The following is a 20,424-nucleotide window of genomic DNA, read 5'->3' on the forward strand; positions in this document are numbered from 1 at the left end:
ATGACACTCTGGGCCCGCATCGAGCATGCCGGGCGTGCGCATATCGGCACCGTCGACGGTGATGTCGTTCGCCTGCACGAAGGCACGATCTTCGATCCCGGCCCGGCAACGGGCGAAGAGGTGGCGGCCGCCGACGCGCGCTGGCTGACGCCGACCGAGCCCACCAAGATGGTGGCGCTGTGGAACAATTTTCGTGCCGCCGCCGAGAAGAACGGCTGGGCGATCCCGGCCGAGCCGCTCACCTTCCTGAAGGCGCCGAACAGCTTCGCCGCCCACGGCCAGGCGATCCCCGTGCCGAAATCCTACGACGGCCGCGTCGCCTACGAGGGCGAGTTGGGCATCGTGATCGGCAGGAACTGCTCGGCCGTCTCGGTCGAGGAGGCCGCGAACAATATCCTCGGCTACACCTGCGTGAACGACGTCACGGCGATGGAGCTGCTGCAGCGCGATCCCTCCTTCGCGCAATGGACGCGCGCTAAGAATTTCGACGGGTTCGGCGTCTTCGGACCGGTCGTCGCGACCGGCCTCGATCCCGCGTCGCTCACGGTCCGCACTCTGGTCAACGGCCGGGAGCGCCAGAACTACCGGGTCGACGACATGATCTTCCCGCCGGCCGAACTGGTCAGCCGCATCTCGCAGGACATGACCCTCATGCCGGGTGACATTATCGCCTGCGGCACGTCGCTGGGCGTGCTGCCGATGAAGGCCGGGACCGTGGTGGAGATCGCGATCGACGGAATCGGCATACTGCGCAACCAGTACGGCTGAGAGGCTCGTTCATGCCTGAGACCGAAGAACAAGCCTTTCTCGAAGGGCTATTCGACAACAATCGGGCGTGGGCAAAGCGCATCGAGGAGCAGAATCCAGGTTTCTTCGACCGATTGGCCAGGCAGCAAGCGCCGCGTGTGCTCTGGATCGGCTGCTCCGACAGCCGCGTCCCGGCGAACGAGATCATCGGCATGCTGCCGGGCGAGGTGTTCGTTCATCGCAACGTTGCCAACCAGGTCATGCTGGTCGACTTCAATTGCCTCGCGGTCCTGCAATATGCCGTCGAGGCGTTGCGCGTTCGCCATGTCATCGTGTGCGGCCACTATGGCTGCGGCGGCGTAAAGGCGTCTCTCAAGAACCACGAACTCGGGCTGCTCGACAACTGGCTGCATGACATCGCCGCACTCGGTCGCCGCTACGAGGAGATGATCGTCGCCCAGCCGCACAAGGCGCAGCAGGTCGATGCCCTGTGCGAGATCAATGTCATCGAGCAGGTCCGCAACGTCTGCGAGACGTCGATCGTCAGACAGGCCTGGCGGCGTGGACAGGAGCTGTCGATCCATGGCTGGATCTACGGCATCCAGGACGGGCTGCTGCACGACCTGCACGTCTCCGTGAGCGAGGTCAAAGTGGTGGAAAAGACCCTGGCCGATGCGATTGCTGCACCGCGCCTCAAGAACAAGGAACGCTGAGGGACGGCATCACTGCTTCAATGTCACGCCTTCGTGAGGCGGCGGCCGGCGTTGGTCAGGCAGGCGCCGCGAAGCTCCTTGAGTTCCAGCCAGCCGTTCGACGTCGCATGGCTGAACGCCGCCTCGGTGGCCGCGTCTTCCTTCAGGTCCAGGCGGCGCATGACCGTGTCCATGGGCACCCAGTGCATGGGGCGGCCACGGGTATAGATATGCATGTCCTGGACGATCTTGCGGGCGAGCGACGCTGCGGAGTTGAGCATCCGCTTACTGTGACAGGTCGGGTCGGCTGCCGCATCCGCCAAGTGGGGACGGGGTACGCCCCTCTCCGTCACGCCAAGGGTACAAATCTCCTCGTTCGGTGTAATTCCCTGCAATCAACTGTGTAGAGTGTCATGCTGTTCTGTACCTATAACATTCATTACGGCGTTGGCGCTGACGGCAAGTACGACGTGGCCCGAATCGCCGACACGGTCGCCGAGGCCGACATCGTCTGTATCCAGGAAGCCGTCTCCGGCTGGCCGCAGAATGCTTTCGCCGACCAGACCGCCGAGATCGCCGGTCGCCTCAACCGCTATCACTGGTACCATGGCGCCATGGAGTCCGACGCCAGCGAGGTCGGCGCCGACGGGCGGATCTCCAACCGCCGCCGCAGCTTCGGCAATGCCGTGATCTCGCGCTGGCCGATCACCTGGGCGCGCGGCCATCTCCTGCCCAAGACTCAGCTCGTCGACCGCTTCGACCTGCAACGCGGCTTCGTCGAGGCCTCGATCGAGACGCCCGCGGGACCGTTGCGCGTCTACAGCGTCCATCTCAGCCATGTCGGCCCGCAGCAGCGCCTGCCGCAGGTCCGCGCCCTGATGGAGACGGTCCTCAATGCCGAGCGCATCGGTGCAACCTGGGACGGTGCCGCCGGCTCCACCTTCATGTTCCAGGAGCGCCGGCCCGACATGGCGCGCTCCGCCATCCTCGCGGGCGATTTCAACTTCACGCCGGCGCATCCGGAATATCCGCTGGTCTGCGGCGACATGAGCTACTATGGGCGGCTGGGCACCACCATGCATCTTGCCGATGCCTGGGCCGCCGCCGGCAACAGCGAGGAGGAGGTCGATTCGTTCCCGCGCGAGGGACGCATCGACCATGTCTTCGTAACGCACGACCTGTCGCCCAAGGTGAAGAAGGCGTGGATCGGCTACGGTATCGTGGCCTCCGACCACTGGCCGGTCTTCGTCGAGTTCGATCTCTAGGCGCCTTCGCGCGCCACGCATCTGAAGCTGAGCGGTCCCTGTTCTTCGGACATCAGCGCAGCTCGAAGGGGTAGATCACCTTCCAGTCGTTCTTCATGTCGACGATGGTCCAGTGGCGGCGCAGCGCTTCGTCCCACGCCTTGTCGAGTTGGCCGATCGGGGAGGGGCGATCATAGGCGTACTCGCGGACGGCGTCGGTGTGGTGCACGAGGCCCATGAAGCGCGCGCCGCTGCCCGCCGCCGTCCATTCGAGCATCTGCTGGTCGCCGTCGGAGTTTCCGAAAGCGAAGACGGGGCGCCGGCCGATGAACTGGTTGATGCCTTCCGGCTTGCCAGGGCCGTCGTCGATGAACTGGATCCTGGGCTCCTTCAGCAGGACCGGCGTGCCGTCCGGCCTCAGCTCGTACCGGGTCACGCCCGACGAGCCCACGACCTGCTCCGGCGGGATGCCGTAGATGCGCTCCGTCCACGGTCGCATGAACTCGATGCCGCCGCCGGAGACGATGAAGGTCTTGAACTGATGGGCGCGCAGCAGGGCGAGCAGTTCGAGCATCGGCTGGTAGACGAGGTCGGTGTAGGGGCGCTTGAATCGCGGATGGCGGGCGGTCGCCATCCAGTCGGTCACTGCCTTCGCGAAGGCCTCGGTCGTCTGGCCGGTATGCGTCGCCGCGATGATCTCGAGGAAGCCTTTTTCGCCCAGCGTTGCCAGCGTGGCCTGATCATCGGCCAGCACCGACCGGAACGGCTCCTGGGTGCGCCATTCGGGATGCTGCGGCGCCATCGCCTTCAAGCGATCGACGGCGAAGGCGATCTGGACGTAGATCGGCTGCTCCGTCCACAGCGTGCCGTCATTGTCGAAGCAGGCGATGCGCTCGGGCACCGGGATCCGGTCCGGCCCGCCCAAGGCCGTCGTGCGAGCAATGAAGTCGAGGATCGAGCGCTTCACCGGCCCATCGTTCCAGGAGGGCAGCGAGTCCGCCTGCGCAAGGCCCGGCCCGGCCGTTGCCAGAAGCGCCACAGCGCCCATGCCCGCCAATAAAGTTCGGCGTCTCATCGCTTGTTCTCCCCCGAATCCGCGTCATCCTACTCCGGTTTCGCGTTGCCGCTGAACCGGCGTAGAATTCGCCTCCACGCACAGGGAGATGAAAATGGGCACCAAGATCCGGACCACTGCGGGACGCGGTCGGCTTTACGACAACGTGCTCGACACGATCGGCGACACACCCTGCATCCGCATCAATGCCCTGGCGCCCAAGGGCGTCACGATCTACGTCAAGGTCGAGGCCTTCAATCCCGGAGGCTCGGTGAAGGACCGCCTGGCCGTCAACATCATCGAGGCGGCCGAGCGCAAAGGCACGCTGAAGCCAGGCCAGACCGTGGTCGAGGCGACCAGCGGCAATACCGGTATCGGGCTCGCCATGGTCTGCGCGCAGAAGGGCTATCCGCTGGTGGTCACCATGGCCGACAGCTTCTCGATCGAGCGGCGCAAGCTGATGCGCATGCTGGGCGCCAAGGTCGTGCTGACGCCGCGTGCCCAGAAGGGGCTGGGCATGTACCAGAAGGCGGTCGAGCTCGCGAAGGCCAATGGCTGGTTCCTGGCCCACCAGTTCGAAACCGACGCCAACGCCGAAATCCACGAAGCCACCACGGCGCGCGAGATCCTGGCCGACTTCGCCGGCGGCCGGCTCGACTATTTCGTGAGTGGCTACGGCACCGGTGGCACCGTGACCGGCGTGGCGCGCGTGCTGCGCAAGGAGCGGCCGGAGACGAAGATCGTTCTCACCGAACCGGCAAATGCCCAGCTGCTCGGCAGCGGCAAGGCCCAGGAGCGGGCGGCGGACGGCTCACCCTCGGTCAGCCACCCCGCCTTCGAGCCGCATCCGATCCAGGGCTGGACGCCGGATTTCATCCCGCTCGTGCTGCAGGAGTCGATCGACAAGAAGTATTACGACGAGCTGTTGCCGGTCGTCGGGGCCGATGGCATCAAATGCGCCAAGGCGCTGGCGCAGAAGGAAGGCATCTTCACCGGCATTTCCGGCGGCTCGACCTTCGCCATCGCGCTTCAGGTGGCGGCGAAGGCGCCCGCTGGCTCGGTCATCCTCTGCATGCTGCCCGATACCGGCGAACGCTATCTCACCACGCCGTTGTTCGAGGGCATCATCGACGACATGGACGCAGAGGAGACCGCCATCTCGAAATCGACGCCCGGCTATCAGATGGGATAGGAGCAAAGACAAAGGCCCATCGCTCACGCTCGGGATGACAACATTCCTGCATCGCCGCACTGCGTCGATCCCGGTCCAATTGTCATCCTGAGCGAAGCGAAGGACCTTTAGGCTCTTTCGGTTGGACCCGAGTCACTCCCGGTTCGTGAACCGCGCGTTGCCGAGCCCGGTGCCGATCGTCATGACGCCCCAATGCTCGATGTCCTTCATGTGCGGGACTTCGCTCAGTCCCTGAACCACCGCGTCGTTGTGGATCTGGATGAAGATGTCGTGGCCGTCGATCTTGGGAAGATGCGCGGAGAGGGCGGCGGCGAGGTTGAACGACTTGCCTTCCCAGTTGCCCGGCAGGTTCTGTCCACCCTTCAGGATGGAGCCCTGCTCGTCGATGAGGCCGGGACAGCCGATGCCCATGAACGGCGCGAGCTTGATCTTCTCGTGAGTGGCACGGTCGATCAGCTTGTTCAGCATCGCGGCGATCTTCTCGATGGCTTCGTCGCGATCGGGTTCGTCGTCGGCGTGGCGCCACACCTGGCGCTTCCAGACATCGGCTTCCTCGACATCGCCCCGCTTGCCCGAATTGAGTTCGACCACGCCCACCCGCACGTTGGTGCCGCCGATATCGACGGCGAGGATGGCATCGTGTCCCGCCATAACCCAGCTCGGGGCCAGGTGGACGGCGCCGATCAGCCCCGCCTCGTCGGGATCGTTCTGGATGGCCGCGAGTTCGATCTTGATGCCGTCGGCCGCCAGCATGATGCTGGTCCGGCCCATCGCCAGTTCGCCGATCCGGCTGCCGATCATGCCGCCGCCGATCACGATGCGCTGCGTGTCCTTCCACGTGTCGAGCCGCAGGAACCGACGGATCACGGTCGCCAGTTCGCCGGCGAACTCCTCGACGACGGTATGGACCAGGCCGGCGGAGACGGGGTCGCCGGCGTTCAGCATCTTGTCGAGCTTCGACTTCGAGATTTCTTCCATCGGGATGTCGCCGAACGGATCCTCTCCGCGCTCCTTCAGGCGGTCCCGCCAGTCGGCCAGGATGGCGTGGAAAGCCCGGCGGCTGGCGCGGTCGCCCACGAAGCCTTCGTCGTCGCGCAATTCTTCGTTGTAAGTGTCGACGGTGACGGAAGGCAGGACACGGCCGCCGTGGACGAACACGGAAGGAGTCTCGGGGGGCTTGGTGGCAGATGTCGCATTTTCGGTTCCGGTCCGGGCGCTCATGCGCATCTCCCTGTAAGGCCTGATGAACGGCCGAAACCGGGGGAAAGTTCCTCGACGATCTTGATGCTCTGACTGCCTGCGGCAGGACGACATGGCAACATCGCGACGCTCTGTGCGTTGTGAGCGCGACGAAACTCTTCAAGTGTCCGCGATGAAACTCTTCAAGTGCCAGAGCTGCCAGCAGATCCTGTATTTCGAGAACGATGTCTGTGTGAAATGCGGACACAAGCTCGGATACGTGCCCGAAGTCGCGACCCTCTCGGCAGTCGAGCCGGAAGGCGAGTTGTGGCGCGCGCTGGCCTCGCGAGACCTGCTTTACCGTTTTTGTGCCAACGCCCAGCATGCCGGATGCAACTGGCTGGTGGAGTCCGATTCGTCGGATACCTATTGCGTCTCCTGCCGGCACAATAGGACGATCCCGGACCTCACGATCGTCGACAACCTGATCAACTGGCAGAAAATGGAAATTGCCAAGCACCGGATGTTCTATTCGTTGCTTCGGCTCAAGCTCAGGATGCCGACCCAGATCGAATCACCCGCCGAGGGGCTGGCCTTCGACTTTCTCGCCGACCTGCCGCATCCGAATGCGCCCCGGGTCATGACGGGGCACGAGAACGGATTGATCACCATCGCGCTCGCCGAGGCCGACGATGCCTACCGGGAGCAAAATCGGGTGGCGATGCACGAGCCCTACCGCACGCTGCTCGGCCACTTCCGGCACGAGATCGGGCACTATTTCTGGGATCGCCTGGTGCGCGACGGCGGTCAGCTCGACGCGTGCCGGCAACTCTTCGGCGACGACAGCCAGGACTACGGTCAGGCCTTGCAAGCCTACTACGGCAACGGCGCACCGCCGGACTGGCAGTCGAACTTCGTCAGCCAGTACGCGACGTCGCATCCCTGGGAGGACTTTGCCGAGACCTGGGCACACTATCTACACATCGTCGATACGCTCGAGATCGCGCGGGCGTTCGGCCTGTCGACGCAGCCGCGACTTGCCAAGGGCGAGGAACTGGATGCGAGCGTCGATTTCGACCCGTATCGCGCGGGCGAGATCGGTCAGCTCATTGACAGCTGGCTGCCTCTGTCGCTGGCGCTGAACAGCCTCAACCGCGCCATGGGGCAGCCCGACCTCTATCCCTTCGTTCTGTCACCGCCCGCCATCGAAAAGCTGGGCTTCATCCACCGGCTGGTGCATCCCGCCTGATCGGCTACCCGCTCAGCGGTGCTTCTGCTGGCCGTAGTGGTCGGCAAGTGCATCGCGGCCGAAATCGGCTGCGAGGTCGCGCCACACCGCATGGATGTGGTTGGCGCCGTTCTGGGTATTGTCGTGCTCGATCAACGTCGCGGGTCCGTGGACCCTGAAGTAGTGCGCCTCGCCGGGCGTCAGTGAGCCCGCCCATGCAAAGCGGAACGTCGCAAGACCCTGTTCCAGAACTCGCTGCTTTTGCTGGGCCATCAGGTCGGCAGCGAGGGTGCCGAGGAAACGGTCCATCAGCGCCTCGACCAACATGCGTTGCCCATTGCTCATCTCGCCCAGCAGCAGGCCGCGCGGGTTACCGAGCTCCTGCTCTCGCTGTGGACTCGCCACGATCTCGCCGAACGAGCGGTTGGCGATGGTTGCCGTCTGGCGTTGCCGTTCGTCGAGGTCCGCCATGATCTGACGTGCGATGTCTTCTGAGGCGCCCAATAGACGAAACCCGCGATCGGGCCCGTCGCGTACCGTGGCGGGATGGGCACCGGCGAAGAACGGCGTCACGGCGATGTGTCCGGCGGCAGGCAGCGCCACGTTCAGGGACAGGTGATGACCCTCGAAGCGCCAACCCCAGGGAAAGCGGCCGGGCGCGCCGAACACCGAGACATAGTAGCGGCTGGGATCGCGAAAGCTTCCCTGCTGCTCGCGCAGCACGCCTTCGAGCAGGCGCACGCCGTCGAGCAGGTCGAGGCCACGCCGGTTCAGCACCGAGGCGAATAGCGCACGGGCCGCGTCGGCCTGGTTGGGCCGCATCTCGCCCAAGGTCAGGCCCGAGCGGTTGCGCGGGATTTAATGCCAGTCGAGGCGATTGCTCGACTCGAAGGCGATCATCGCCTTCTGGCGCTGGCCATCGTCGAGGGAGCTGAGGAAGCGGGTGGCGGCATCGGCGACGCGCTGGACGGCATCGACCGTCTGGGCGCTCGCCGCTCCGAACGGCAATAGCGCCGCGGCCGCCAGCACGGTCCGCCGGGTCGGCGGGCCGTGGTGATGGTGGTGGTCGGACTCGTCGTGGGGATGCCAGCCGTCGTGCGGCATGGCCGGCCCGTCAGGTCGAGGTCTTGGGGTATTTCAGCGTGCAGCCATAGGCGCGGGTCGAGGAATCGGCTACCGGCTTGCCTGACAGAACCTGATCCAGACCCACGCGCACATATTGCGTCGCCTTGGGAATGTCCCCGACGCTCGACGAGGGGATCGAGTCGATGCCGCCTTTGTAGACCAGGATGCCGTTGGCATCGATGATGTACATGTGCGGAGTCACGGTGGTGCCATAGGCGCGCGCAACCTTGCTCTGCGGGTCGAGCAGCACGGCGGCCGGCGCGGCGTTGCGGCTCCTGGTGAGGTCGTTTGCCTGTTGCGCGGTCACGTGGCCCTGCTCGCCGCTGGCGGAGGAGGCGACCGTTAGCCAGACGACGCCCTTGGCCGCGGCTTCGCGCTGCTGGTCCTGCATGTTGTTGGACGTGTAGTGCTTGCGCACGTAGGGGCAGTCGTGATTCGTCGTCTCGAGCACGACGACCTTGCCCTTGAGGTCGGCCAGCGACCAGGTCTTGCCGTTGCTGTCGACCGCGGTGAACTGCGGCGCGGGCTTGCCGATATCGGGGCTCGAGGAGGCGAAGGCTGCGACGGGGGACAGGGCGAGCGCGGCGCCACCGATCATCACTGAACGACGGGGAACATTCAGCTTCGACATGAGTGCCTCCTAACGCTTGGCTTGCTGGATTGACGACAACTCCGACAGGATCAGCGACTCGGTGAGGACCTGCGGCAGGATCTTCGGCCGGTCCGCCCCCGGCGCCCAGAACAGGTAGAGTGGAACGCCGGCGCGACCGAGTTCCTTCAGGACGCCGCTGATTTCGGCATCGCGATTGGTCCAGTCACCCTTGAGCTTGACGACGCCCGCCTGCTCGAACGCCTTGCGGGTGGCCGGCGTTTCCAGTGCGACCTTCTCGTTCACCAGGCAAGTGATGCACCAGGCGGCCGTGAAGTCGACGAAGACCGGCTTACCCGCGGCGACGGCCTCGGCCATGCGGGCGCGCGAGAAGCGTTCCCAGCCCTCGAAGCTGACGCCGGCATTCGGACCGCCGGACGCCGAGGCAGCGGTCGCGGGACTGTCGTCGAGCTTGAGGGTCGCACCAAAGGCCAGGAGCACGGCGCCGGCGGCAAGGCCGCGGCGCACCCAGGTGCCGGCCGACACGACGCCGCCAATCCGCAGCAGCCAGATCGCGAAGGCGATCAGGATCATGCCGCCCAGCGCATAGAGCACCCCATCGGCGCCGGTCTGCTGGGTCAGGACCCAGATCATCCAGACGGCGGAGGCGTACATCGGGAAGGCGAGGAACTGGCGCAGCCGGTCCATCCACGGGCCCGGCCGCGGCATCAGCCGCTGCAGCGCGGGCGTCATCGCCAGAGCGAGGTAGGGAAGGGCGAGGCCGAGACCCATGGCCAGCAGGACCGCGACCGTGGCGGGTGCGGGCTGGCTCAGCGCAAAGCCCAACGCCGCGGCCATGAACGGCGCGGTGCAGGGCGTCGCCACGATCACCGCCAGCACGCCCGTGAAGAAGGCGCCCGTCGTGCCGCCGCGGGAGACCAGGCCCTGGCCGACGCCGGCCAGACGGTTGCCGACCTCGAACACGCCCGAGAGGTTGAGGCCGACCACGAAGAACAGATAGGCGATCAGCAGCGAGAAGACCGGCGACTGGAACTGGAACCCCCAGTTCACCTCGCCGACGCTCGAGCGGATCGCGATCACGATGCCCGCCATCGCGGCGAAGGAGGCGAGGACTCCGGCGGTATAGGCGAGCCCGTCGCGGCGCATCTCGCTGCGCTCATGGCCGGCAAGGCGCGCGAAGGCTGCGGCTTTCATGGCGAGGACCGGAAAGACGCAGGGCATCAGGTTCAGGATCAATCCGCCCAGCAGCGCGAACAGCAGCGCCTGCACCAACGAAAGATCCTCGGCGCCGACCGCATTCGCGAGCGACGCGGTGGCGGCCGGCACGAACGCCGGATCGAGCTTTGCCGAGAGGTCGAAGGCCTGCTTCACGTTGCCGTCGGCCGTCTTCTCGGTAAGCACCAGGGTCCCGGCCAGCGTTGCGGGCATGGCGCTCTTGGCGTCGCCCTTCTTCAGGGGGATGAGAATGCCCTCGGGCGTCACCGTGGCGCTCTGTTTGGCCATGGTGGCGACGGGGCCCCACTCGGACGGGAAGAAATAGACGTCGCTCACCGCGTCGGGCTTCAGGCCCTTGGCTTCGACCAGCAGGGTCGGGTCACCTGTCTTGGACAGGCCATAGCGAGCGGGCCACGGGCTGGCCGTCGGGATCGCACGACGTGCCTGCTCGAACAGGGTGCGCGTGGCCGGCGGTGCCGGGGTTACGGCCGCGCCCGAGGGCAGCACCAGCTCGAACTTGCCCTCTTCGGGGATGCAGACATCCTCGCAGACCAGCCAATTGGCTTCGGCGGCGAGGGTCAGCGGTCCCGCGAGATCGGCCGGCGGCGTGATGCGCACCAGCAGCATGGACTCGTCCTTGAAGCCGTAATTGATGACGCCGCCGATATCGAACAGGATCGGGGCCGGCCACACGATGGGGTCGGCCTTGGCGCCCTCCGGCAGCTTCCAGGTAATTTCGGTCGGCAGGCCGGATTCGCCCGGATTCTTCCAGTAGGTATGCCACTTCGGCCGCAGGGTCTGGCGCAGCCCGACCCAGAACGGCTCGCCGGGCTTGACCGTCGCCACCTCGGACACGAGTTCGGACCGCACATTGTCGGTCGTCACGACCGCCATCTGTGCAGGCACAGGCTGCGCAAGAGTCGACTGCGCAAAAACCGGGCCTGCCATGAGCACGAGCAGAAGGGCGAGGAAGCGTGCCATCGTCTTCCTAAGTGACCTCCGGCCGTGGCGCTTGCAAGGCAATCCCGATCAAGCCGGCGTGATATTTTGCCCGACCTCGCGTGAGCGACTAAGCTCTTGGTCCAACTGGAGAATTCATGTTGCGACTGGATGAAAGGCGCCTTCTCGGTGCTCTCGACGAGCTGGCTTCCCTCGGCGCCATCGAGGGCGGCGGCTGTGCCCGGCTGGCGCTTACCGACGAGGACAAGGCCGGCCGAGACCTGGTCGTGGGCTGGATGAAGGCGCTGGGCCTCGCTGTGACGGTCGATGCCATCGGCAACGTGATCGGCGTGCGCGCCGGCACCGAGAATCTCGCACCGGTCATGACCGGCAGCCATATCGACACGGTGCGTACCGGCGGGCGCTACGACGGAAATTACGGCGTGCTCGCCGGATTGGAGGTCGTGCGGGCGCTGAACGAGGCCGGGGTGACGACGCATCGCCCACTCGCGGTCGCCGTCTTCACCAACGAGGAGGGCGCACGCTTCCAGCCCGACATGATGGGCAGCCTGGTCTATGTCGGCGGCCTCGGCCTCAACGAGGCCTATGCCGCTGCCGACAAGGACGGCGCCTCGGTCGGCGACGAGCTGCGGCGCATCGGCTATCTCGGGCCCACAAAGCCCGGCGCCGTGAAGCCGCACGCCTTCGTCGAGCTGCATATCGAGCAGGGCCCGATCCTCGACGAGGAGAAGGTCCAGATCGGCGTCGTCGAGAGCGTGCAGGGCATCTCATGGACGGAATACACCGTGACCGGCGTCTCCAACCATGCCGGCACGACCCCGATGCGCCTGCGCCGCGACGCCGGCTATCTCGCGGCCTCGGTCAATCTCTTCGCCCGCAAGCTCGCCTGGGAGATGGGCGGCGACCAGGTGGCCACGGTGGGCTCGCTGGCGCTGCGGCCCAACCTCATCAACGTCGTGCCGAACCGCGCGGTCTTCTCGGTCGACCTGCGCAACACCGACGAGGCGAAGCTCAAGGAAGCCGAAGCGCGCGTTGCCGCACATATCGCCGAAGTCGCGAAGGCCGAGCGGGTCGAGGTCGAGGCGAAGGTGCTGGCGCGCTTCGAGCCGGTGATCTTCGATGCGGGCCTGGTCGACAGGGTCGAGCATCATGCCAAAGCGCTGTCGCTCAGCACGCGACGCATGCCCTCGGGCGCCGGTCATGATGCCCAGATGATGCAGCGGCTCTGCCCGACGGCCATGATCTTCGTGCCGTCGGTGGCGGGCCTCAGCCACAATGTGAAGGAGCACACCGAGGCCGCCGACCTCGCGGCCGGCGCGCAGGTGCTGCTGAACCTGATGCTGGAGCTGGCCGATGAAGAGGCTGGCTGAGCCTCGTGCGCGCCCATCTCCAGTTGTCTGACAACTTGGCCGCCGCTAGCATCGCTCCGATGGCCGACAAGCAATCCGCGAACAATCTCGCCGAGCAGGTGATGGCCCGGCTGAGCGCCGACATTCGCGGCGGCCGGCTGGCGCCCGGTGCACGGCTGCCGACCGAGCAGGCGTTGACCGCGGCGTTCGGCGTCAGTCGCACCGTGGTGCGCGAAGCGGTGGCGGCCTTGCGCGCCGACGGGCTGGTGGTGACGCGGCGGGGGTCCGGCGCCTATGTCGCCGACCCTGCGGCCGGACCGTTCCGCATCGTGCCGCCGCGCGACACGTCGCTGGCCGATATCCTGAATGTCATGGAGCTGCGTCTGGCGGTCGAGGTCCAGGCGGCAGGGCTCGCCGCCGAGCGCGCCGGCCGTCGCCAGCTTGTGCCGATCCGCAGCGCATGGCGCGCCATAGACGCTGCCCTCCAGCGCGGCGAGGGCGCCATCGCCGAGGATTTCGCCTTTCACCGCGCCATCGCCGAAGCGACCGGCAACGACCAGTTCCCGGGCTTCCTGGCCTATCTCGGCAGTCACGTGATCCCGCGCCAGAGCGTGCGACTGGACATCGATACGCCGGCCGAACGCCGTCTCTATCTCGAAGGCATCCAGGCCGAGCATACGCGCATCGTGACGGCCATCGCCGACAGGGAGCCGGGCGAGGCCCGGCGCGCCATGCGCGACCATCTCACGCGCTCGCTCGATCGCTATCGCACCCTGGCAGGAGGAAACAAGAATGGCCGACGCTAAGAACACGCGCCGCATCGTCTTCACCGGCGCCGCAGGCGGAATCGGCACCATGACGCGACCGCTGTTGGCCAAGCTCTATCCCGGGCTGGTGCTGAGCGATCGCGTGAAGCCAAAGGATCTGCAGCCGGGCGAGACCTTCGTCGCGGCCGATCTCACCAGGCCGGAGGAGGTCGCGGCGGTGCTGAAAGGCGCCGACAGCGTCATCCATCTCGGCGGCCATTCGGTCGAGGGCACGTGGGACCAGATCCTGCAGGCCAATATCATCGGCTGCTACAACGTCTTCGAGGCGGCGCGCGAAGCCGGCGTGAAGCGCGTGATCTTCGCCTCGTCCAATCATGCGATCGGCTTCTATCCGCGCAAGAAGCGCATCGGCACCAATCTTACGGTGAAGCCCGACAGCCGCTACGGCGTCAGCAAGGTGTTCGGCGAGGCGCTGGGCTCACTCTATTCCGACAAGCATGGGATCGGCGTGACATGTCTGCGTATCGGCAATGTCGGCCCGATGCCGCTCGATGTGCGGCGGCTCTCCATCTGGATCTCGCCGCGCGATCTCGTGCAGCTCTTCCGGATCGGCCTCGATCACCCCGACCTCCGCTACGAGATCTTCTATGGTGCGTCGGACAATGCGGCAGGCTGGTGGGACAATTCGCGGGCACAGCAGCTCGGCTATCGCCCGCAGGACAAGTCCGAGGATCATCGCGCCCACGCCGAGGCCGAGCAGGCAAAGATCGGACCAGATCCGGTCGGCGATCTCTTCCAGGGCGGCGGTTTTTGCTCGGCAGAGTTCACCAACGACGTGAAGCGCGCGGGGCCTTAGGCGCTATACTCGTCGCCGAGAGGTGACGATGACGCGTTTTCTGACTGTCGGTGCGGCGCAGATGGGTCCCATCCAGCGCAGCCATTCCCGTCGTGACGTGGTGGAGCGGCTGATCGCCCATCTGCGCGAGGCCAGGCGCATGGGTTGCGAGCTCGTGGTGTTTCCCGAACTCACGCTCACGACGTTCTTTCCGCGCTGGTGGATGCAGGATCAGGCCGAGGTCGATTCCTTCTTCGAGCAGGAGATGCCGTCCAACGAGACGGCGGCGCTGTTCACAGAGGCCAAGCGCCTCTCGATGGGCTTCTGCCTCGGCTATGCGGAGCTGGCCAACGAAGACGGCCGCACCCGGCGTTTCAATACGTCGATCCTGGTCGAGCGCGACGGCAGCATCGTGTCCAAGTATCGCAAGGTCCATCTGCCGGGCCATGCCGAGCACGAGCCCGAGCGGCCGTTCCAGCATCTCGAGAAGCGTTACTTCGAGGTCGGCAATCTCGGCTTTCCCGTGGTGAAGGCGTTCGGCGGCAACATGGGCATGTGCATTTGCAACGACCGCCGCTGGCCCGAGACCTATCGCGTGATGGGTCTGCAGAATGTCGAGATGGTGCTGCTGGGGTACAACACGCCTCTGCACAACGCGCCGTCGCCCGACCATGACGAGCATTCCTGGTTCCACAACCAGCTCTCCATGCAGGCCGGCGCCTACCAGAACGGCACCTGGGTGGTCGGCGTTGCCAAGGGCGGCACTGAGGAGGGCGTGCCGTCACTGGCCGACAGCATGATCGTGGCCCCTTCGGGCAAGGTCCTCGCGCGCGCGGGCGGCGACGGTGACGAGCTGATCGTCCATCGCTGCGATCTCGATGCCGGCAGGAGCTACAAGACGACGACCTTCAACTTCGCCGTCCATCGCCAGCCCGATCAATACCGCATGATCGTCGAGCGCAAGGGCGCGCAGAATCCGGCGTGATCCTCTGACTCAAAGGCCCTCACGGAGTGAGGGACCTTTCCCATCTCCGTTGGGCGGAAAGTTACGCCGCCGTAACGTCTTGCGGCGACTTCGCGATTTGACTAAGTGAGCTTGCGCCCGGCGGGGACGACCCCGCCTTTCAGGGGCAAGTGTCGGGACGGCCCGGCGTCTTGCAAAGGGTGCGTCCCATGGCTTGGTTCATTCTTCTGATCGCCGGTCTCTGCGAGATCGGCTGGGCGACAGGTCTCAAATACACTGAAGGATTCACGCGCCTCGTGCCGACGGCGCTCACCGCCGTCTCGATGCTCGTGAGCGTCATCCTTTTGGGCCTTGCGCTGAAGACGCTGCCGGTCGGCACCGGTTATGCCGTGTGGACCGGCATCGGCGCCGTCGGCACGGCGATTCTCGGAATCTTCCTGTTCGGCGAATCCGCCGACCTGCCGCGCCTCGCCTCGATGGGCCTGATCGTGGCGGGTATCATCGGGCTCAAGCTCACCAGCGCGGTCTGACGCTCAGACGACTTCGCTCTTGGCGAAGTTCCCGTAAGAGCGCTCCGGCGTGCCGCGGAACAGCGACATGTGGGTGTGGGTGGCCACGAACGGGTCGCCCACTGCTTTGCGTCCCAGTACGACCGTCGTGCGGCCCGGCCGGTCGAAGCGGTCGCCGTTGGGATGAAAGCCGTAGGACTGCCACACACCCATGCCGACGGCGGTCAGCCGGTCGGCGGAGACGATGGCCTCGATCTTGTCGAGGTCGTAGCGGAACTCGCGGATCGTACCCCAGACGTTGCGCCACTGCTTCTGCTCGGCCAGGTCGCGACCGATCATGAAGTCGGTGAAGGTGCCGAAGGCGATCATGTCGTCGGCGAAGATCGGCCGCGCGCCTTCGTAATCGACGGCGCGGCAATGCTTCGACAGCGTGTCGAACCATTGGCGCACGGCGGCGAGGTCGTCGGCGGTGACGGGGGTCCGAAGGTTCATCGCAAGTCTCTCCTAGAGTCCGAAACGCTGCCAGAGCGCGCGCTCCTCGAGCGCGGCCAGGGTGGCCGGTCCGATATTGTCGATCCCGCCGCCGATCCCGGTCTGCAGACCGAATCGCGACAGCAGACGTCGACGCGGACCGATGACGGGCAGGCGGACCTTGTCGCCATAGCGGGCCTGCAGGGTGGCGCGCAATTCGCCAAACCCGTCGATCAGGCCGAAGTCGATGCCGCGCCGCGCCGTCCAGAACTCGCCAGTGAACAGGACGGACTCGTCGCCCTTCAGCAGCTTGCCGCGCCGCTGACGGATCCAGTCCTTGAAACCGTCATGGATCTCCGCCTGCAGCCGCTTCAGGCGCTCGACGTCTTCGGGCTGCTCGGGCCGAAAGGGATCGAGCATCGACTTGTTCTCGCCCGACGTATGGACGCGGCGCTCCACGCCGATGCGCGCGATCAGATCCTGGAAGCCGAAGCCCGAGCTGATGACGCCGATAGAACCCACGATCGAACTCGGATCGGCGATGATCTCGTCGGCGGCGCAGGCCAACCAGTAGCCGCCCGAGGCGGCGACATCCTCGACGAAGGCGATGACGGGCAGGCCCTTCTCGGCGGCATGCAGGCGGATGCGCTGGGCGATCAGCGCGGATTGCACGGGAGAGCCGCCCGGCGAGTTGAGCGATAGGGCGACGGCCTTGGCCCCGCGCGTCTCGAATGCCCGCTTCAGCAAGGGCGCGACGGACTCCATCGACAGGCTGCGGCCGCCCAGCAGGCCGCCGGAGGCGATGACGCCGGAGAGGCGAACGACGGGCACGACCGGCCCGCGGTGAAAACGATCCCTGAACCAATTCAACATGCCGGGCACTGTCGCGGGCGTGCCCTTAGAAGGCAAGCGGCTGGCCATGGCGCAGGATGGCTTCGGCCTCATCGGTGTAACCGCCACCCGGCCGATGCAGCACCAGCGGCGCCGCGTCCCGGCGGCGCAGCTCGCTTGCAGGGCGCGCGCGAACGAGCACGCGGGCTGCAGGCGGCAGGCGCTTGATTGTGACGTCGCCCCAGCCGAGGCGCGCCAGCGTGACCAGGATCTCTTCAAGGCGATCGCTGCGATGGATCACGAGCAGCGTCCCTGCAGGTTTCAGCGCGCCCGTCGCCACGGTCAGCCATCGCGCGAGATTTGCGCTCGATTCGACGGTGGCCAGCGCCTTGCTGGGATCGGGTGAGGGGTCGGCAACGGCCGCCGAAAGATAGGGCGGATTGGTCGCCACGTGGTCGAAAGGTCCGAGCGCGGGCGGTAGAGGGTGGGCCAGATCGTGAACCAGGGTGCGGACGCGGTCCGCCGCGTCGTTCAGCACGGCATTGCGCTCGGCGAGCGCTGCCAGCGCGGGTTGCAGCTCGATACCCGTGATGTCGCAGCCGGGTACGCGTGCACCGATGCAAAGGCCGACGGCGCCGACACCCGCGCCGAGATCGAGCACGCTCTCGCCGGGCCTTGCGTCGACCGCAGCAGCCAACAGCACCGCGTCCACAGCGATTCGATATCCGCGTCGGGGCTGCAAGAGCTTCACGCGGCCGCCCATTACGGTGTTTTCGGTCGGCGCGGATTCCATGCTAGTCATCTCGTACGGCATCACGTCGCAATAACACGCTCCACCGGAGAGTTGGCCTCCCGTCATGGCAACCGTCGTCTCTCTCGAAGGCAAGCGCAAGTCGCCCAGCCTCGAACCTCTTCTGGCGCTCTGTACCGACGACATGGAGCGGGTCGATCGCGAGATCGTGGTCCGCATGCGTTCGCCGGTCGCGCTGATCCCCGAACTGGCGAACCATCTCGTCGGCGCGGGTGGCAAGCGCATGCGTCCGCTGCTCACGGTCGCGGCGGCGCGGCTGTGCGGCTACAGCGACGGCAGCGATCGCCACATCAAGCTCGCGACCTGCGTCGAGTTCATTCATTCCGCCACGCTGCTGCACGACGATGTCGTCGACGTGAGCGCGCTGCGCCGCGGCAAGCCGACCGCCAACACCGTATGGGGCGACAAGGCCTCGGTGCTGGTCGGCGATTTCCTGTTCACGCGCTCATTCGAGCTGATGGTCGAGGTCGGCTCGCTCGACATCCTCGGCGTGCTCTCGAATGCCTCCTCGACGATCGCCGAAGGCGAGGTGCTGCAGCTGGTGAGCCAGCGCGACATGAGCACACCCGAGGCGACCTATCTCGAGATCATCAAGGCCAAGACCGCCAAGCTGTTCGCCGCGGCCGCCGAGGTCGGCGCCATGGTGGCCGGCCGCAATGGACCCGAGCGCGTGGCGCTGCAGAGTTTCGGTATGAATCTCGGTATCGCCTTCCAGCTGGTCGACGACGCTCTCGATTACTCCGGCCGCGAAGCCAAGCTCGGCAAGTCTGTCGGCGACGACTTCCGCGAGGGAAAGATCACCCTTCCGGTGATCCTGGCCTTCCTGCGGGGGGGCGCCGTCGATCGCGAGTTCTGGAAGCGTACCATCGAGAAGCTCGACCAGCGTCCCGACGATCTCGAGCAGGCGCACAGCCTGATCGAACGGCATGGCGCCTTGTCCGACACGCTGGAGCGGGCGCGCCACTACGGCGCCATGGCGCGCGACGCGCTGGGCCTGTTTCCCAGCACGCCGCTCAAGTCGGCACTGCTCGAGGCGGTCGACTTCGCCATCGATCGCGCCCACTGACGCGCCTGCAGCAAAGCGAAAGCGCACAGAACAGAAAAGACGAAGATGCTGGCCAAAAGCTGGTGTGCTCTAATCTGGCATGTCTGTCCGCCACATCCTCGCCATAGACCAGGGCACCACCAGCACCCGAGCCATCGTCTTCGATGCGACGGGACGCCCTGTGGCTTCCGCGCAAAAGGAACTGCCGCAGATATTTCCCAAGCCCGGCTGGGTCGAGCACGATCCTGAAGAGATCTGGTCGGCGACCGTCGAGGTCTGCCGCGGCGCGCTCACCAGGGCGAAACTCGATGCCACGGATCTCGCCGGCATCGGCATCACCAACCAGCGCGAGACCACGGTCGTGTGGGATCGTGCAACCGGCAAGCCGATCCACAACGCCATCGTCTGGCAGGATCGGCGCACCGCCGACCGCTGCGCCGCGCTCAAGAAGGAAGGGCACGAGAAGCTCTTCACCGATCGCACCGGCCTGCTGCTCGATCCTTATTTCTCGGGCACCAAGATCGCGTGGATCCTCGATCATGTCGCCGGCGCCCGCGCCGCCGCGGACAAGGGCGCGCTAGCAGCCGGCACGATCGAGTGCTTCTTGCTGTGGCGTTTGACCGGCGGCACGGTGCACGCGAGCGACGCCACGAATGCCAGCCGCTCGCTGCTGCTCGACATACGCACGGGTCGCTGGGATCCCGAGCTTATGAAGATCCTGGGTGTGCCGGCCTCGATGCTGCCCAAGGTCGTCGACTGTTCCGGCGAACTGGGCGTCGCCACCAAGGACGTACTGGGCGGCCCCGTGCCCATCCTCGGCATGGCCGGTGACCAGCAGGCGGCCACCGTGGGACAGGCCTGCATCAAGCCTGGCATGGTGAAGGCGACCTATGGCACGGGGTGCTTCGCGCTGCTCAACACCGGCAGCATGGCGGTGCATTCCCGCCACCGCCTGCTGACGACCATAGCCTACCAGCTCGACGGACGGCGCACCTATGCGCTCGAAGGCAGCATCTTTATCGCCGGGGCCGCCGTGCAATGGCTGCGCGACGGGCTGAAGCTGATCGAGAAATCCTCCGACGTGGAGAAGGTCGCGGCCGGCGCCAAGGACGGGCACGGCGTCTATATGGTGCCCGCTTTCGTGGGTCTGGGGGCGCCGCATTGGGATCCGGAGGCGCGCGCGGCCATTCTTGGCCTGACGCGCGATTCGGGGCCCGGCGAGATCGCCGCCGCGACCCTGGATTCGGTCTGCTACCAGACCCGCGACCTGCTCGAGGCGATGCGCGGCGATGGCGCCCAGATCGACGAAGTCCGCGTCGACGGCGGCATGGTGGTGAACGACTCATTGATGCAGCGGCTGGCCGACACGACGGGCACGCCGGTCGAGCGGCCGGAGGTGACCGAGACGACCGCGCTGGGCGCCGCCTTCCTGGCCGGGCTGAAAGCGGGTCTCTGGCCGTCGCTGGAGGCTCTCTCGAAGACATGGGCGCTCGACCGGGCTTTCAAGCCGGCCGAGGACAGCGCCTCGCGCGACCGCCGCTATGCCGGCTGGCAGGACGCGGTCCGCCGGGTGCGCAGTTCCTGATTGCTGGTGAG

General features: G+C 66.1%; 22 protein-coding genes. 12 read left to right on the plus strand and 10 right to left on the minus strand.

Going from position 1 to position 20,424, the window contains the following annotated elements; translation table 11 throughout:
* Entirely contained in the window at nucleotides 1-768 is a 768-nt protein-coding gene (locus ACQY78_RS19875) for a fumarylacetoacetate hydrolase family protein (protein ID WP_428677901.1), read from the plus strand.
* Nucleotides 769-779: 11 nt separating this feature from the next.
* A complete protein-coding gene (gene can, locus ACQY78_RS19880; protein WP_428677903.1) occupies nucleotides 780-1,460 on the plus strand; it encodes a carbonate dehydratase in 681 nt (226 codons plus the stop codon).
* A gap of 23 nt (nucleotides 1,461-1,483) precedes the next feature.
* On the opposite strand, the gene ACQY78_RS19885 is transcribed toward can, so the two are convergent.
* Complete coding sequence (locus tag ACQY78_RS19885) at nucleotides 1,484-1,720, minus strand: hypothetical protein (protein ID WP_422017797.1); 237 nt, start codon at nucleotides 1,718-1,720, stop codon at nucleotides 1,484-1,486.
* Between the two features lie 132 nt (nucleotides 1,721-1,852).
* On the opposite strand from ACQY78_RS19885, the gene ACQY78_RS19890 reads away from it, so the two are divergent.
* Nucleotides 1,853-2,704, plus strand: a complete 852-nt coding sequence (locus ACQY78_RS19890) for an endonuclease/exonuclease/phosphatase family protein (RefSeq protein ID WP_428677905.1) — start codon at nucleotides 1,853-1,855, stop codon at nucleotides 2,702-2,704.
* Between the two features lie 52 nt (nucleotides 2,705-2,756).
* Here ACQY78_RS19890 and ACQY78_RS19895 read toward each other — a convergent pair whose 3' ends face one another.
* On the minus strand, nucleotides 2,757-3,758 hold the full coding sequence (locus tag ACQY78_RS19895) for an HAD family hydrolase (RefSeq protein ID WP_428677906.1): 1,002 nt from the start codon (nucleotides 3,756-3,758) through the stop codon (nucleotides 2,757-2,759).
* A gap of 94 nt (nucleotides 3,759-3,852) precedes the next feature.
* Here ACQY78_RS19895 and ACQY78_RS19900 point away from each other — a divergent pair, with 94 nt between their 5' ends.
* Nucleotides 3,853-4,929 carry a PLP-dependent cysteine synthase family protein gene (locus ACQY78_RS19900; RefSeq protein ID WP_428677908.1) on the plus strand — a complete coding sequence of 359 codons (1,077 nt, stop codon included), beginning with the start codon at nucleotides 3,853-3,855 and terminating at the stop codon, nucleotides 4,927-4,929.
* 132 nt (nucleotides 4,930-5,061) lie between these two features.
* On the opposite strand, the gene ACQY78_RS19905 is transcribed toward ACQY78_RS19900, so the two are convergent.
* Entirely contained in the window at nucleotides 5,062-6,150 is a 1,089-nt protein-coding gene (locus ACQY78_RS19905; RefSeq protein ID WP_428677910.1) for an ROK family protein, read from the minus strand.
* A 151-nt stretch (nucleotides 6,151-6,301) separates the two neighbouring features.
* On the opposite strand from ACQY78_RS19905, the gene ACQY78_RS19910 reads away from it, so the two are divergent.
* Complete coding sequence (locus ACQY78_RS19910; protein WP_428677912.1) at nucleotides 6,302-7,357, plus strand: zinc-binding metallopeptidase family protein; 1,056 nt, start codon at nucleotides 6,302-6,304, stop codon at nucleotides 7,355-7,357.
* A 12-nt stretch (nucleotides 7,358-7,369) separates the two neighbouring features.
* Here ACQY78_RS19910 and ACQY78_RS19915 read toward each other — a convergent pair whose 3' ends face one another.
* The 4 genes from ACQY78_RS19915 to ACQY78_RS19930 are packed head-to-tail and all read right to left on the minus strand — an operon-like array spanning nucleotide 7,370 to nucleotide 11,267.
* A complete protein-coding gene (locus ACQY78_RS19915; protein WP_428686443.1) occupies nucleotides 7,370-8,194 on the minus strand; it encodes a DUF3500 domain-containing protein in 825 nt (274 codons plus the stop codon).
* The gene (locus ACQY78_RS19920; protein ID WP_428677913.1) at nucleotides 8,195-8,440 is read right to left on the minus strand and encodes a hypothetical protein; all 246 of its coding nucleotides are present in this window, start codon (nucleotides 8,438-8,440) and stop codon (nucleotides 8,195-8,197) included.
* A 10-nt stretch (nucleotides 8,441-8,450) separates the two neighbouring features.
* Nucleotides 8,451-9,092 (minus strand): redoxin domain-containing protein, encoded by a 642-nt coding sequence (locus tag ACQY78_RS19925; RefSeq protein WP_428677915.1) that lies wholly within the window; start codon nucleotides 9,090-9,092, stop codon nucleotides 8,451-8,453.
* A 9-nt stretch (nucleotides 9,093-9,101) separates the two neighbouring features.
* The gene (locus ACQY78_RS19930; RefSeq protein WP_428677917.1) at nucleotides 9,102-11,267 is read right to left on the minus strand and encodes a protein-disulfide reductase DsbD family protein; all 2,166 of its coding nucleotides are present in this window, start codon (nucleotides 11,265-11,267) and stop codon (nucleotides 9,102-9,104) included.
* 116 nt (nucleotides 11,268-11,383) lie between these two features.
* Between ACQY78_RS19930 and ACQY78_RS19935 the strand changes: the two genes are divergently transcribed.
* The 5 genes from ACQY78_RS19935 to sugE all read left to right on the plus strand — a co-directional run bounded on the left by ACQY78_RS19935 (nucleotide 11,384) and on the right by sugE (nucleotide 15,691).
* Nucleotides 11,384-12,616, plus strand: coding sequence for a Zn-dependent hydrolase (locus ACQY78_RS19935; RefSeq protein ID WP_428677919.1), 1,233 nt, complete (start codon nucleotides 11,384-11,386; stop codon nucleotides 12,614-12,616).
* A 59-nt stretch (nucleotides 12,617-12,675) separates the two neighbouring features.
* On the plus strand, nucleotides 12,676-13,401 hold the full coding sequence (locus ACQY78_RS19940; RefSeq protein ID WP_428677921.1) for a FadR/GntR family transcriptional regulator: 726 nt from the start codon (nucleotides 12,676-12,678) through the stop codon (nucleotides 13,399-13,401).
* Complete coding sequence (locus tag ACQY78_RS19945; RefSeq protein ID WP_428677923.1) at nucleotides 13,388-14,218, plus strand: NAD-dependent epimerase/dehydratase family protein; 831 nt, start codon at nucleotides 13,388-13,390, stop codon at nucleotides 14,216-14,218. The genes ACQY78_RS19940 and ACQY78_RS19945 overlap by 14 nt, the downstream gene beginning before the upstream one ends.
* A gap of 28 nt (nucleotides 14,219-14,246) precedes the next feature.
* Nucleotides 14,247-15,182 (plus strand): N-carbamoyl-D-amino-acid hydrolase, encoded by a 936-nt coding sequence (locus tag ACQY78_RS19950; RefSeq protein ID WP_428677924.1) that lies wholly within the window; start codon nucleotides 14,247-14,249, stop codon nucleotides 15,180-15,182.
* A 188-nt stretch (nucleotides 15,183-15,370) separates the two neighbouring features.
* Nucleotides 15,371-15,691 carry a quaternary ammonium compound efflux SMR transporter SugE gene (gene sugE / locus ACQY78_RS19955; protein WP_428677926.1) on the plus strand — a complete coding sequence of 107 codons (321 nt, stop codon included), beginning with the start codon at nucleotides 15,371-15,373 and terminating at the stop codon, nucleotides 15,689-15,691.
* Between the two features lie 3 nt (nucleotides 15,692-15,694).
* On the opposite strand, the gene ACQY78_RS19960 is transcribed toward sugE, so the two are convergent.
* The 3 genes from ACQY78_RS19960 to ACQY78_RS19970 are packed head-to-tail and all read right to left on the minus strand — an operon-like array spanning nucleotide 15,695 to nucleotide 17,765.
* Nucleotides 15,695-16,162: a YybH family protein gene (locus ACQY78_RS19960; RefSeq protein ID WP_428677928.1), complete on the minus strand. Its 468-nt coding sequence runs from the start codon at nucleotides 16,160-16,162 to the stop codon at nucleotides 15,695-15,697.
* 12 nt (nucleotides 16,163-16,174) lie between these two features.
* A complete protein-coding gene (locus ACQY78_RS19965; protein WP_428677929.1) occupies nucleotides 16,175-17,062 on the minus strand; it encodes a S49 family peptidase in 888 nt (295 codons plus the stop codon).
* The gene (locus ACQY78_RS19970) at nucleotides 17,040-17,765 is read right to left on the minus strand and encodes a tRNA1(Val) (adenine(37)-N6)-methyltransferase (protein ID WP_428677931.1); all 726 of its coding nucleotides are present in this window, start codon (nucleotides 17,763-17,765) and stop codon (nucleotides 17,040-17,042) included. The genes ACQY78_RS19965 and ACQY78_RS19970 overlap by 23 nt, the downstream gene beginning before the upstream one ends.
* A gap of 64 nt (nucleotides 17,766-17,829) precedes the next feature.
* On the opposite strand from ACQY78_RS19970, the gene ACQY78_RS19975 reads away from it, so the two are divergent.
* Together ACQY78_RS19975 and glpK are read left to right on the plus strand one after the other, a co-directional pair.
* Nucleotides 17,830-18,849 carry a polyprenyl synthetase family protein gene (locus tag ACQY78_RS19975; protein WP_428677933.1) on the plus strand — a complete coding sequence of 340 codons (1,020 nt, stop codon included), beginning with the start codon at nucleotides 17,830-17,832 and terminating at the stop codon, nucleotides 18,847-18,849.
* Between the two features lie 79 nt (nucleotides 18,850-18,928).
* A complete protein-coding gene (gene glpK / locus ACQY78_RS19980; protein ID WP_428677935.1) occupies nucleotides 18,929-20,413 on the plus strand; it encodes a glycerol kinase GlpK in 1,485 nt (494 codons plus the stop codon).
* Nucleotides 20,414-20,424: the final 11 nt, after the last annotated feature.

It is taken from the genome of Reyranella sp. (genome assembly GCF_965279625.1).
Classification (GTDB): domain Bacteria; phylum Pseudomonadota; class Alphaproteobacteria; order Reyranellales; family Reyranellaceae; genus Reyranella.